The following is a 12,925-nucleotide window of genomic DNA, read 5'->3' on the forward strand; positions in this document are numbered from 1 at the left end:
TCCATTTGGAAGAGTACCCCTACTTCTTGTAACACCTTTTGTGACAGAAGCCATGCATTTAAAATATGAAAAAGCTTATTAAATTAAGCTATAAAGGGTGTCGAGTTTATCGGCACCCTAACACGGGCTTGCCCGTTTTTTTATTGCAGATAACTTTGGGTGTTGTTGCCGATTTATACGTGCCTTCAAAAGAGTTTTCCTTGCATGAAATATAAATGTTTGGTATGATAATAAACCGAGAAGGATTTGAGGTGTTTATTGTGAAAATTGGAAATGTAGAACTTATGAATAATGTCTTTTTGGCACCGATGGCAGGGGTGACAGACTTACCCTTTCGTTTGTTATGCAAGGAAATGGGTTGCGGATTGGTCTATTCCGAAATGGTAAGCGCCAAAGGGATTTTATATGACAATAAAAATACGACGGAGCTATTGACGGTAGAAGCGGCAGAACGTCCCACGGCAATACAGCTTTTTGGTTCAGACCCCCAAATTTTAGGGGAGATGGGGCGAAAAATTGAGGAGTACCCATTTGATATTATTGATGTTAATATGGGATGTCCTGCCCCAAAAATTGTGAAAAACGGTGAGGGTAGTGCGCTGACAAAAGACCCCCTTCGTGTGGGTGAGATCGTAAAAGCTTTGGTTGAAGGGCAGAAGAAACCTGTTACCATTAAATTTCGCAAGGGATTCGATGATATGCATATTAATGCACCCGAGATTGCAAAAATTGCTGAGGCAAACGGTGCTTCTGCGGTAGCTGTACACGGGAGAACCAGAGAGCAATATTACAGCGGTAAGGCAGATTGGGATATCATTCATCAGGTGAAGGAGTCTGTATCTATCCCTGTCATAGGAAATGGAGATGTGTTTACCCCTGAGGATGCTAAAAGCTTATTTGAGCATACCGGTTGTGATGCCATAATGGTAGGGCGAGGGGCTCAAGGCAATCCTTGGATTTTCCAAAGAATTATTCATTATCTGAAAACAGGTGAGCTGTTACCAGAACCCACTGCAACGGAACGAGTGGAAAAGGCCTTGCGTCATGGCAAAATGCTGATTGATTACAAAGGAGAATACGTGGGTATTAGGGAAATGCGCAAGCATATGGCATGGTATTTAAAGGGGTTGCCCGGCGCTGCGGAGTTTAGAGGGAAGTTAAATTACACGGAAAGTTTAGAAGAAATGGAAGGCCTGCTAAAGGAATATTTAAAAAAGTTTAGGGAGCAGTGACCTGTAGCGTTCAGCGAAAATACTGTTTAGAAATTTACTCGGCTTAGCAAAGGTTTTTTTGGATCGCCTTTAGCATATGATAACAGGCATGTATCAAACAGGTCATTTCTTATTCACTTTTCAATGAATAGACTGAATAATGTGGATGGAGGCAAGGCTGTTAAATGGAAGCAATGTATATTTGTTTAAATGAAACATGAGCCATTGTTATTTGTGGAGTCTTATTTGAATAAAAAGATACTGTCATTGTTAAATGAAGTGCCAAAATGAGGAAAATGTTTATAAATGCAATGAAATATGTAAATATTTGCTTATCATTTGTTGTAAAAAAATCACCATATCTTTGTATATTTTTTGAGATTTTACAGCATATCGACAATTTCGCTTGTATTTCAACTCTTTTCATTGCAAGGGAAAAAAGAGAGTGCTATAATCTTTCAGGTGCTAAATTCTAATTATTGGTTTCCGACCAATAATTTTTTTTGGGGTTTTGTACCGAAAGGTCATTATACTGTTATGATTTATTTCATGATTACTAAAGGAGGTCATTATTTTGGAAAACCGTAAGATTATTCAAGTGGATGAAAAGGTACCTTTTTCTCTTCTTGCACCCCTATCTTTACAGCATATGTTCGCTATGTTTGGCGCAACGGTGCTGGTTCCTTTCCTTTTTGGCATCAATTCAGCTGTTGTTCTTTTTATGAATGGTTTCGGAACACTACTCTTTATTTTCATTACAAAAGGTAAAGCCCCGGCTTATTTAGGATCCAGTTTTGCGTTCCTAGCACCGGGACTTTTGATTATAGAGAGATTTGGTTATGCCTATGCGTTAGGCGGTTTTGTCGCTGTTGGCTTTTGCGGCTGCATTGTTGCTTTAATCATCAAGAAATTTGGTTCTGATTGGATTAATGTTATCCTTCCTCCTGCAGCAATGGGCCCAGTGGTTGCATTAATTGGTTTGGAATTGGCAGGCACTGCGGCAAATACAGCGGGACTTTTGGCGGAAGGCGGCCCCTCCAGTGCAAATGTTACTGTATTTTTGGTTACTTTAGGTGTAGCTGTTTTCGGTTCTGTATTATTTCGTAAGTTTTTTGCGGTTATCCCCATCTTAATTGCCGTTATTTGCGGTTACATTACTTCCTATTTTGTGGGACTTGTGGATTTTGGCGCTGTTGCAGAAGCAGGCTGGTTTGCACTTCCTAATTTCTCTACTCCCAAGTTTAGCGCAGAGGCTATTTTGATTATGCTTCCCGCTCTTATGGTTATCATTTCTGAACATATCGGTCATCAGATTGTTACAAGCAAAATTGTTGGTCGAGACTTATTAAAGGATCCCGGTTTACATCGTTCCTTATTTGCTGACAACTTCTCTACTATGCTTTCAGGGTTTATTGGTTCTGTTCCAACAACAACCTACGGCGAGAATATCGGTGTTATGGCAATCACTAAGGTATACAGCGTTCGTGTTATAGCTGGTGCTGCAGTTCTTTCCATTGTCTGTTCCTTCATTGGGAAGCTGACTGTATTAATCGGCACAATACCCGGTGCAGTCATTGGTGGTATTTCCTTCTTGCTTTACGGTATGATTGGTACTTCCGGTTTGAGAATTTTAGTTGACTCCAAGGTTGATTATGATAAATCAAAAAACATTGCATTAACATCTGTTATCTTTGTGGTTGGTTTATCAGGAATTTCAATTAATTTGGGCACAATTGCATTAAGAGGGATGTCTCTTGCGGCTTTGGTTGCCATGGCTTTAAGCTTACTTTTCTACCTTTTTGAAAAAATGGGTGTTATGAACGATAATTAATTTAAGAGAGGGAATCTGACAAGTATTTATGCATATGAAATGTATAATTTTTGATTGTTATTCATTGAAAGTGTTTGAATGTGTTTGAATTTCAACGATAAAAACCGGTGGTTTCTTTAATGGAGTCCACCGGTTTCTTTTTATATGATTATGTTTTATCTACGATTTACTTTTCCAGAAATATGTTCAATATCAATGCGGCATACACCAGTACGCTTTATTCTGGGTTGGATGTAGTCAAGGTGATTTGCAAGCATATCAGGGCTGTAACGCCCACAAATTAATTTCAGAGCAAACAATTTTTCGTCTTCGTCCTCAATCATTTTGGCCATTCCTTCTGCAACAGCGCTTTCAAACCGAACGGTATAATTCTCTTGTTCAACATCGGCTTTACTTACGAAACTCATGGAAACCTTAGGGTTGTCCTTTATATTTTCAAGCTTTCTTCCTTCCAATGCACAGTGAAAATAAATGCAATTTTCATGCAAAACATGGCTGACAGCAATTGCATAGGGATACCCGTCAGAACCTGCTGTACACAACATTCCATATTCGCTTTTTTGAATAATTTCTCTTGCTATATCTTCTGTAACCAATCTGTCTTTGCGACGCATTTCTTTTCTCATAAAATCCCTCCTTGTCTCCATATCTTAACATAATAAATGTATATGTAAAGTTAGTTTTTCAGAAATTTTCCCTAATAAGGAGGGCATTCTTTTTGAATTATGCTGAAAGCATAAACAACGTTGGGTTTTCATTTCAATCAAAGGATGAAGTGCCAAAAACACAGGTAGGAATCCTTTTCTTCCCACAAAAATCATAAGATGGAGATATAAAGGTAATTTTAGTCGAAGGATGTCCTTCGTTGAGAGAGAGCATTAACGGCAATCTCTGTTTTTCTGGGCTTCTTCTAAAATTAGTTTGGCACGCAAATATCGTTCTAATCTTTGGAAATCCTTAGGGGTTAAGCCTGGCAGGCGATTTAGGTCCATATTATCCGCCAAATCGGAAAGCTTTACAGTAGTAGCCAGAGGGTTTTTTGCGACCTCTTGAATATGTTCCATATAGTCTTGCCCTATCTTTCTGGTTAGACTGACCACGGCATCAACAACTTCTTTTGGGAAGCCTTCTTTCAGAAGATCCTCAGCGGTTAAATCGCTATCTTCCAAAGTATCATGAAGCATAGCCACAGTTTTTTCCGCAAGGCTATTACACCGAAGCATCACACGTACAGGATGCAGAATGTATGGATTTCCCCCTTTATCAAGCTGACCCATGTGGGCTGTAGCAGCAAGAATCATTGCTTTTTCAAGCATAATATGTCTCCTTTTTGTAATTTTCGTTAAAAAAAGTGTAACATAAGGAACAAAAGAAAACAATAAAACCAAGCATAAAATGGAAAAAATCGTCAGCGAAATGTTACAAAATTTAATAAAATCTTCAATTACTCCTTATAAAAATATGTTATGATAAAACAAACAACAAAAGGGGGCAAGGAAATGATTTTTTATTTCAGTGGAACAGGAAATTCCTATGCAGTTGCTCGTTTTTTTTCCGATCATTTGAATGAGGATTTGATTGATATTTCTCAGGCCATGAAGAATAAAGAAATAAAATTCCAGTTGCGTGAGGATGAGAAGCTGGGTTTTGTGTTTCCGGTATATGCCTGGGCGCCGCCCAAGATGGTTCTTGATTTTATAAAAAAGATGGTGATTCTTTGTGACAAGCAGCCTTATACCTATGGAATATGTACATGCGGTGGTACAGCTGGGAATACCATGGATATTTTAGAGGATGTTTTAAGCCAAAAAGGAATTACCATGGATAGTGGATATTCTGTGGTTATGCCTGATAACTTTGTGATTATGTTTAAAGTGGATTCCTTGGCAAAACAAAATGCTTATTTGGAAGAGGCACAGAAAACCATGGAGCGAATTTTAGAGTCAGTGATACAACAAAAACGAAAGTTTTATCGTATTAAAAGGGGTAGGGTAAGCAGGCTTTTAACTATATTGGTTAATCCAGTTTTTCAGCGTTATGGAACAAAGACCAAACCTTTTTATGCCAACGATGATTGTATCCACTGTGGCCTTTGTGAAAAAATATGTACAGCTAATTGTATTGAATTAATCGATGGAATTCCTCAATGGACGAAGGCACAATGCAATCTGTGTTTGGCTTGCGTGAATCGATGTCCAAAGGGTGCAATTCAATATGGCAAAAAAACGAAAGAAAAAGGACAGTATGTTCACCCTTGCTGGAAATAAAGTTTAGATGGGAGAATGAAAAATGAAGAGAAGAAAATGGACAATTTGCCTTTTGGCAATGGCGGTTGCCCTAGGGGTAAGTGGCTGTGGACGTGGTAATACTGTTGCGGCAGCCGAACCGCTGATGTTACAGGCCGGGCCGATACGACCTGTGGAACCCAAAAGGTCACAACTTATTGGTGAGAAGGAATCGACAATTGAATATGCGGCACCCCTTGCTTATGTTTTAGCATACCCTCATTTGTCTAATGAAGCCATTGATAATCAGATTTTACAGTTTATTGATGGGCTGAAAACGGAGTTTGCACAGAAGTATGATCTGAAGGATGAAAAGGAAAAAAAGAGACTTTCGCAAGAAGATTGTAATTCCTTTTTATATTTGGATTATGATAGTTATATAGTAAGTGAAGATAAAATCTGTATTATTTTTTATGAAACACAAGAGTTGGAGCAAAAAATCTCTCCTACAGAGCAGAAAACCAATACCATAGAACGTGTTCACATTTTCCATTTTAATACCAAAACAGGAGAGCGAATTACTGAGGATACCTTGAGAAAAGATGGATTTTTAGAGGCTGTTTCTGCTTATGTCATTCGTTATTTTACAGAGAATGAACCTTACAAAGACAGAATTTTTGGTGACTATAGAAAAACTTTGGCGCCGGATGCGGGACGTTTTGATCGTTTTGCTTTAAATGATAAAGGTGTATTATTGTTCTTTGAACGTTACGATATTTTCCCTGGCAGCCTTGGAAGAGTGGAGCTTTTGGTTCCCTACAGCGAGTTGGCGGGGTTGCTGAATGGAGTTGGCATAGAGGCACCTCCTGTGGTCGAGGAAAAGGAACCTGAGGTAAAGGAGCCCACAGAGAAGATTGAACGGGTCATTGATCCTACCAAGCCTATGGTTGCATTGACCTTTGATGATGGCCCCAAACCGGGGTCTACCGAACGGATATTAGATGCCTTGGAAAAAAACCATGCCGTAGCTACATTTTTTGATTTGGGCAAACTTGTTGAGGCTTACCCTGATACAGTAAAAAGAGAACTTGCTTTGGGGTGCGAGGTGGGGAGTCATTCCTATTCACACAAGAACTTCAATACGCTAACCCCAGAAGCTATTAATGAGGATGTAAAGAAGACTGCAGCGGCATTTCAGAAATTCGTTGGGTTTGAGCCTACCTTATTCCGCCCTCCCTATGGAAACAGCAACGATACTGTGAAGAAGCATATTCCTATGGCATTGGTGACTTGGTCCATTGATACACTGGATTGGAAAACAAAGAATTCAGATGCAATTATGAAAGTAATCCGCAGTGAAGGGGACTTAGATGGAAAGGTTATTTTAATGCACGGTATTTATGAAACCAGTGCCGAAGCAACAGAAAAGCTTGTGCCCTATTTAATAAAACAAGGATACCAACTTGTAACAGTTTCTGAAATGGCTAAATATCGCCATGATGGGAAGCTGGAGAGTGGTAAGCTTTATGGATATTCCTATTTTCAATAAGCAATTATATTAAAAATATAGAAGTAAGTAGCCGCCGTAAAGGCGGCTATTTTTTATATAAATGGATAATTTAATCTAAAATAGAAAAAAATAAAAAAGTATTGCAAATTATCTCTACATAGAGTATTATATATCTACATAGAGATATTCGAGGTGAGGAAATGGCAAAAGCAGAGTTAAAAATCTTAATCGGCCTCCATCGGGCAGTGAATTACATTGACCGCCAATCCGCTAAGATTTTTACAGAGTACAAGCTTTCTATGGGGCAATTTGCCGTGTTAGAGGCTTTATATCACAAAGGTGATGCAACGGTTGGTGAAATTCAGGAGAGAATATTGAGTTCCAGCGGAACCATGCCTCTTATTATAAATAATCTTGAAAAAAGGGGATACCTTATACGAAAAACAGACAGTAAAGATAAAAGACGATGTATCCTTCATATTACCCCCCAAGGAGAAGAAATCATAGGTGAAGTTTATCCAAGAAATGAGGCTAAAATTATTGAATTGATGTCTTATTGGACGGAAGAGGAAAAAGAACAGATGGTCACTTTATTAAAAAAGTTTGGAGATGAGATCAATGGAGAGAAAAGTTAAGAGACAGGTTACAGGGTTTAGAACACAGGACGGAGCTGGCGTGAAGCTGGTTCGGGTTTTGGGTTTAGAGACAACAGAAGAATATGACCCTATTTTGATGTTAGATTCCTTTGACAGCATAAATCCCCAGGATTATATTGCTGGATTTCCCATGCATCCCCATAGAGGAATTGAGACCATCAGCTACATATATCGTGGCAAGATGGTGCATAAAGACAGCTTAGGAAATGAGGATTCTATCTCTGACGGAGAGGTTCAGTGGATGACAGCAGGCTCAGGAATTCTCCATGAAGAAAGGCTGCCAGCGTCGGAGAGAATGCTGGGTGTGCAGCTATGGCTGAATTTACCCGCAAAGGATAAAATGACAGCTCCCGCTTACCAAAGCATCAAAAATCATGAGATTGAGGAGATTGCAATTGAAAATGGAAAGCTAAGGCTCCTTGCAGGGCAATACAAAGGCAAACAGGGTTTCAGCAGTAAACATTTACCTTTAGATTATTATGATATTCATCTTTCTCCCAATGCGTCTATAACCATTGATACAGAAACAGACCGCTCGGTTTTGATTTTTACATTGGTGGGAGAGGTTACAATAGGTGGCGAGCTGGTGAAGGAGAAAACAGCGGCAAAGCTTACTTTAGGAGACAGCGCGGAAATAAAAAGTACTGATAAAAACGCACAAGTATTATTTATCAGTTCAAAGGCGTTGGAAGAACCCATGGCTTGGGGTGGTCCTATTGTAATGAATACAAAGGATGAATTACAAAAAGCATTTTCAGAATTAAGACAAGGTACTTTTTTGCAGCAAGAAATGAAATATGACAAATAATAAGATAATAGAAACCAAGGAGGAATGGACATGAGTATGATGCAAGCATTGGAAAAAAGAAGAAGTTATTACAACATCAATAAAGAACTTCCCGTTGATAGCCAAAAAGTGATTGAAACAATTGAAACTTTAACAGAGCTGGTGCCCGATGCATTTAATATGAAGAGCTCTCGAGTGGTTGTAGCATTAGATGAAAAGCAGAATGCATTATGGGATGCAATCTATGATGTTTTTGAAGGAAAGGTTCCCAGAGAGAAAATTGATAGTTTTAAAGCAGGCGCTGGTACAATTCTTTATTTCTACGACCAAGAGGTTGTAAAGGGGCTGCAGGAAAAATTCCCTTTGTATGCGGCAAATTTTCCTGCATGGGCAATGCAAGCCAGTGCAATGCTTCAAATCAGCATTTGGAGCGAATTGCGGGAGCTGGGAATCGGTGCTTCTTTACAGCATTATAACCCTGTAATTGACCAAAAAATGCGTGAACTGTTTGATTTGCCTGAAAGCTATTTGCTAATTGGCCAAATGCCTTTTGGTGGCATTGGGGAGGAACCTGCACCAAAAGAAAAAGAGGATATTTCTAAGAGAGTGAAGATAGTAAGATAATATATTTTGAAAAGGAGGCCCCAATTCTAATATTAGGATTGGGGCCTTTCGTAAGATTTCATAGATAGTAAAGGGTGCCAGAATCCGGCACCCTTTAAATTTATTGATTCTCCAAATTGTTTTTTTCATTTGGATTTGAAATTACCTATCATTATTGCGATTTGTTTTTAGGTAATTCTTCAGGCAGTCAAAGGTTTCCTCACTGATGACATGCTCAATGCGGCAGGCATCATCTAAAGCGGTTTCCTTTGAAACACCAAAAGAGACCAATATTTCGGAGATAACACAATGTCTGGCATAGGTGCCTATGGCAACCTCTTTCCCTTTTTCTGTCAACCTGATGCTGCCCCGCTCTTCCATTTCAATATAACCGCTTGATTTTAATTTCTTCATGGCGTTACTGATACTGGGCTTGCTAAAACCTAGGGCGGTAGCGATATCGATTGAGCGTACATAGCCTGTTTGCTTTTCCAATACATAAATTGTTTCTAGATAGTCTTCCATTGATTCTTGAACCTTCAAATGGATCTCCTCCCTAAGCTGTTTTTTATTATGGTAACAAAAAAAAAGAAAATTGACAATGGTTTTATAAAATTCACCTAATTAATGTAAAAAATGCTTAATTTGAAAAATTTTTCATTGACAAGAAGGAAAAAATAAGGCAATATAAATGTGTGGCTACGACTAGGGCGTCGCAAGACAATAATATGTTTTGACGCCTTTTTTAGATAGTTTGCCTTTTTGGCAAAAATTGGTTTGCTTGTTTCTGTAGTTTGATGCTTTCTCCTAACGTCAAACTATTTTGAATCAAACTTTTCATCTCTTCTTGTTGTTGCCTTACCGAATATAGCGAAAACGCCCCCCAATTGTTTTCGTTATATGGCAATGACGACCCTTAAGGACAAGCGGCTTTCTCCCACAAGAAAGCCGCTTGTTCTTTGTATAAAAATAATAAGAAAGGGTGGTTTTGTGACTGAATTAAAATGGACAACTAACGATTATCAGGCCTTTTATAAAGAATTAGTGGCTTTACAGGATGATAAATATCGTTTGTTTCAAGAAAAGCTCTTACGCACGGCGTTGCCTGTTATTGGAATTCGTTCTCCGCTGTTACGTCAAAAAGCTAAGGAAGTGGCAAAAGCGGCAGGGAGGAATTTTTTTGACACCTGTGGGAAGGATAGCTATGAAGAGCGCATGTTGTATGGTCTGGTGGCAACGGAAATTCCCATGGAGTTTGATGAGTTTTTGGGTTACTGCGACACCTTTTCTCATGAATTTGTGGAAAACTGGGCTCATTGTGATGGATTTTGTGCGTCATTAAAGAAGATTGCTAGAAAAAATGAAGAGGCATTATTCGCCCATGCAAAAGGATACCTTTTGGCAGAAAATCCATGGGTTGTAAGGGTAGGCTTAATCATTATGCTGAATTATTATTTAAAGGAGCCTTACTTGCAGAAGGTTCTACAGTTAGTTGATGCTGTGACTTCTGATTTTTATTATATAGAGATGGCACAGGCTTGGCTATTGGCAACGGCTTGGGCAAAGAATCCGGAAATGGTACGGCAATATCTTAAGAATACGGAATTAAGTCTTAGTGTGAAGGCGAAATTTGTGCAGAAGGCTTGCGAGTCTTTCCGGGTTTCCCCCGAGGATAAAGCATGGTTACGGGAATGGAAAAAAACACAGGTTTAAAAGGGAGGCAGGCAAATGAAAGAAATTCCTTGGGAGCGGGTAACTCAAAAATTTTTACCTGTTTGCAATCAAAACAGTAAGGTGCTCATCCTTGGCACGGCACCTTCTTTGAAATCTCGGGAAAACCAATTTTATTATGGGCATCCTCAGAATCGCTTTTGGAAGGTTTTGGGAGGAGTAACGGGAGTTGCGGTCCCTCAAAGTAATGAAGAGAAAAAAGCTTTTCTATTAGCCCAAGGAATTGCCCTTTATGATGTGGTTCTAAGCTGCGATATTCAGGGGAGCAGTGACAGCTCCATACGCAACGTTGTTCCTACGGATTTGAGTACCATTTTCCAAACAACAGGAAAGATCCCCATATTTGGAAATGGCGGGACAGCTTTTCGTTTATATCAGAAGCATCAGCAGAAAATAACAGGGATTCCAATGGTTCAGTTACCCTCCACCAGCCCTGCCAATGCTACATGGAATTTAGAGGGATTAATTGAAGCTTGGGGGAAGGAATTGCAGGTGTTCTTGTAATTCATATCAAAATGATAGGGAATTTAATTTTATGGTCTCATTCTTATTGACATATGATAAAAAGGATGCTATAATCCGGATTACAAGTGAATAGAGAACTTATCAAGAGTGGTTGAGGGACAGGGCCCTATGACACCCGGCAACCGGCGTTTCGACGCATCGGTGCCAATTCCCCCGTTTGGTTCAAACGGAAGATGAGAATGTAATCACAAACCCTGTTTAGGGTTTTTTTTAATTCTAAAAATTTGGTTAAGGCTTGCGGCTTTTGTAGAACGATTGTCCGTATAGCCGAGCATCTCTCCCTGCACTCTATTCACAAAGACAATTATTTATATTTTACAGGAGGGAATAGAAATGAGTAGAAGATTATTTACATCCGAATCAGTTACGGAAGGGCATCCCGATAAAATTTGTGATCAAATTTCCGATGGTGTTTTGGATACGCTGTTGGCGAAGGATCCTAATGCCAGAGTTGCCTGCGAAACAGCAACAACAACAGGTATTGTTTTTGTAATGGGTGAAATTACCACTAGCGCATATGTTGACGTAGAAAAAATTGTTCGGGAGACCTTGAATGAAATCGGCTATAACCGTGCAAAGTTTGGTTTTGACAGTGAAACCTGTGCGGTAGTTACCTCTATCCATGGTCAATCCCCTGATATTGCAATGGGTGTTGACAAGGCTTTAGAGCAAAAAACAGGCGAGGATGACAGCGAATTTGATACAGGTGCCGGGGATCAGGGTATGATGTTTGGTTTTGCTTGTGATGAAACAGAGGAATTGATGCCTTTACCTATCTCTTTGGCACATAAGCTGACAAGAAGATTAACAGAGGTGAGAAAAAACGGAACGTTGAAGTATTTACGTCCTGATGGAAAATCTCAGGTTACTGTGGAGTATATTGATGATAAGCCTGCAAGAGTGGACACCGTGGTTATTTCCTCTCAGCATGACCCAGAAGCAACCAATGAGCAAATCCGTGAGGATATTATTGCACATGTTGTGAATAAGGTGATTCCTGCGGAGCTTTTGGATGAGAAGACAAAATACTATATTAACCCTACAGGTCGTTTTGTCATTGGTGGCCCCATGGGTGATAGCGGTTTGACAGGAAGAAAAATCATTGTGGATACCTACGGTGGTTATGCGGCACACGGCGGCGGCGCATTCAGTGGTAAGGACCCCACAAAGGTAGATCGTTCTGCTTGCTACGCAGCAAGACATGTTGCAAAGAATATTGTTGCCAGCGGTATTGCGAAAAAATGCGAAGTTCAGCTTGCTTATGCAATCGGCGTGGCAAAGCCTGTATCCATTCTTGTAAACACTTATGGAACAGGAAGAATTTCCGATGAAGAAATTACAGAAATCGTACACAAAAACTTTGATTTGCGCCCTGCGGCAATCATCAAGAATTTTGATTTGAAGAGACCTATTTATAAGCAGGTAGCGGCTTATGGTCATTTTGGTCGTACGGATTTAGACCTTCCTTGGGAGCAACTGGATAAGGTTGCAGTTTTCAAAGATAAATTTTAATTAAGGATTCAAAGGGATTGTTTCTCATGATAAATCCTTTGAAAATAGGTTATGTTTGAAAGGGTGCTGAAAAAATCAGCATCCTTTTTTATGGAAAAAAGTAGGAACGAGAGTTCCCTTTTTATTTTCGATGTGATATACTAAAAGATAATTGTAAAAATTCAGACCAAAAAGAATGATGAAGGAATTCAAAAATAAATTCAATGTAAACTTCCCCCAGACCAATGGGAAATGTTTTATAGAAGGTATAGGTTTTTAGTAAAATAGTTATAACAAATAAAACAGCGGAATCCCCAAGAACGGTGGCATTTGCTTTTTTATGAAGTCAAAAGAG

Annotated in this window: 13 protein-coding genes and 1 riboswitch; of the genes, 10 read left to right on the top strand and 3 right to left on the bottom strand. The window is 39.2% G+C overall.

The features are described from left to right. Nucleotides 1-251 precede the first annotated feature (251 nt). Together dusB and uraA are read left to right on the top strand one after the other, a co-directional pair. Nucleotides 252-1,232 carry a tRNA dihydrouridine synthase DusB gene (gene dusB, locus NE558_RS07045; protein WP_330643397.1) on the top strand — a complete coding sequence of 327 codons (981 nt, stop codon included), beginning with the start codon at nt 252-254 and terminating at the stop codon, nt 1,230-1,232. 553 nt (nt 1,233-1,785) lie between these two features. Next, on the top strand, nt 1,786-3,042 hold the full coding sequence (gene uraA / locus NE558_RS07050; protein WP_256149264.1) for a uracil permease: 1,257 nt from the start codon (nt 1,786-1,788) through the stop codon (nt 3,040-3,042). A gap of 155 nt (nt 3,043-3,197) precedes the next feature. Here the strand turns inward: uraA and NE558_RS07055 are convergent, their stop codons facing one another. Further along, entirely contained in the window at nt 3,198-3,668 is a 471-nt protein-coding gene (locus tag NE558_RS07055; RefSeq protein ID WP_256149265.1) for a pyridoxamine 5'-phosphate oxidase family protein, read from the bottom strand. A 252-nt stretch (nt 3,669-3,920) separates the two neighbouring features. Beyond that, nucleotides 3,921-4,358 carry a GTP pyrophosphokinase gene (locus NE558_RS07060; RefSeq protein WP_256149266.1) on the bottom strand — a complete coding sequence of 146 codons (438 nt, stop codon included), beginning with the start codon at nt 4,356-4,358 and terminating at the stop codon, nt 3,921-3,923. Nucleotides 4,359-4,541: 183 nt separating this feature from the next. Between NE558_RS07060 and NE558_RS07065 the strand changes: the two genes are divergently transcribed. The 5 genes from NE558_RS07065 (at nt 4,542) to NE558_RS07085 (ending at nt 8,844) form a co-directional block, all read left to right on the top strand. Then, complete coding sequence (locus NE558_RS07065; protein WP_256149267.1) at nt 4,542-5,309, top strand: EFR1 family ferrodoxin; 768 nt, start codon at nt 4,542-4,544, stop codon at nt 5,307-5,309. A 22-nt stretch (nt 5,310-5,331) separates the two neighbouring features. Next, nucleotides 5,332-6,816, top strand: coding sequence for a polysaccharide deacetylase family protein (locus NE558_RS07070; protein ID WP_256149268.1), 1,485 nt, complete (start codon nt 5,332-5,334; stop codon nt 6,814-6,816). A 161-nt stretch (nt 6,817-6,977) separates the two neighbouring features. Beyond that, complete coding sequence (locus tag NE558_RS07075) at nt 6,978-7,412, top strand: MarR family winged helix-turn-helix transcriptional regulator (RefSeq protein WP_256149269.1); 435 nt, start codon at nt 6,978-6,980, stop codon at nt 7,410-7,412. Beyond that, nucleotides 7,396-8,241 (top strand): pirin family protein, encoded by an 846-nt coding sequence (locus tag NE558_RS07080; RefSeq protein WP_256149270.1) that lies wholly within the window; start codon nt 7,396-7,398, stop codon nt 8,239-8,241. Before NE558_RS07075 ends, NE558_RS07080 begins: the two co-directional genes overlap by 17 nt. A gap of 30 nt (nt 8,242-8,271) precedes the next feature. Next, nucleotides 8,272-8,844: a nitroreductase family protein gene (locus tag NE558_RS07085; protein WP_256149272.1), complete on the top strand. Its 573-nt coding sequence runs from the start codon at nt 8,272-8,274 to the stop codon at nt 8,842-8,844. Nucleotides 8,845-8,985: 141 nt separating this feature from the next. On the opposite strand, the gene NE558_RS07090 is transcribed toward NE558_RS07085, so the two are convergent. After that, nucleotides 8,986-9,366 carry a metal-dependent transcriptional regulator gene (locus NE558_RS07090; RefSeq protein WP_256149273.1) on the bottom strand — a complete coding sequence of 127 codons (381 nt, stop codon included), beginning with the start codon at nt 9,364-9,366 and terminating at the stop codon, nt 8,986-8,988. A gap of 447 nt (nt 9,367-9,813) precedes the next feature. Here NE558_RS07090 and NE558_RS07095 point away from each other — a divergent pair, with 447 nt between their 5' ends. The 3 genes from NE558_RS07095 to metK all read left to right on the top strand — a co-directional run bounded on the left by NE558_RS07095 (nt 9,814) and on the right by metK (nt 12,591). Then, a complete protein-coding gene (locus tag NE558_RS07095) occupies nt 9,814-10,536 on the top strand; it encodes a DNA alkylation repair protein (RefSeq protein WP_256149274.1) in 723 nt (240 codons plus the stop codon). Nucleotides 10,537-10,551: 15 nt separating this feature from the next. Beyond that, on the top strand, nt 10,552-11,058 hold the full coding sequence (locus tag NE558_RS07100; RefSeq protein ID WP_256149275.1) for a DNA-deoxyinosine glycosylase: 507 nt from the start codon (nt 10,552-10,554) through the stop codon (nt 11,056-11,058). A gap of 96 nt (nt 11,059-11,154) precedes the next feature. Next, nucleotides 11,155-11,259, top strand: a riboswitch (SAM riboswitch). Nucleotides 11,260-11,412: 153 nt separating this feature from the next. After that, a complete protein-coding gene (metK, locus tag NE558_RS07105; RefSeq protein ID WP_256149276.1) occupies nt 11,413-12,591 on the top strand; it encodes a methionine adenosyltransferase in 1,179 nt (392 codons plus the stop codon). Nucleotides 12,592-12,925 lie beyond the last annotated feature (334 nt).

The sequence above is a fragment of the Anaerotignum propionicum genome (assembly GCF_024461735.1).
Taxonomy (GTDB): Bacteria; Bacillota; Clostridia; order Lachnospirales; family Anaerotignaceae; genus Chakrabartyella.

Coding starts and splice junctions, on each gene's coding strand:
- NE558_RS07085 (WP_256149272.1), top strand. CDS start 8,272: ATGAGTATGATGCAAGCATTGGAAAAAAGAAGAAGTTATTACAACATC.
- NE558_RS07100 (WP_256149275.1), top strand. CDS start 10,552: ATGAAAGAAATTCCTTGGGAGCGGGTAACTCAAAAATTTTTACCTGTT.
- metK (WP_256149276.1), top strand. CDS start 11,413: ATGAGTAGAAGATTATTTACATCCGAATCAGTTACGGAAGGGCATCCC.
- NE558_RS07070 (WP_256149268.1), top strand. CDS start 5,332: ATGAAGAGAAGAAAATGGACAATTTGCCTTTTGGCAATGGCGGTTGCC.
- NE558_RS07080 (WP_256149270.1), top strand. CDS start 7,396: ATGGAGAGAAAAGTTAAGAGACAGGTTACAGGGTTTAGAACACAGGAC.
- NE558_RS07055 (WP_256149265.1), bottom strand. CDS start 3,668: ATGAGAAAAGAAATGCGTCGCAAAGACAGATTGGTTACAGAAGATATA.
- NE558_RS07075 (WP_256149269.1), top strand. CDS start 6,978: ATGGCAAAAGCAGAGTTAAAAATCTTAATCGGCCTCCATCGGGCAGTG.
- NE558_RS07060 (WP_256149266.1), bottom strand. CDS start 4,358: ATGCTTGAAAAAGCAATGATTCTTGCTGCTACAGCCCACATGGGTCAG.
- NE558_RS07065 (WP_256149267.1), top strand. CDS start 4,542: ATGATTTTTTATTTCAGTGGAACAGGAAATTCCTATGCAGTTGCTCGT.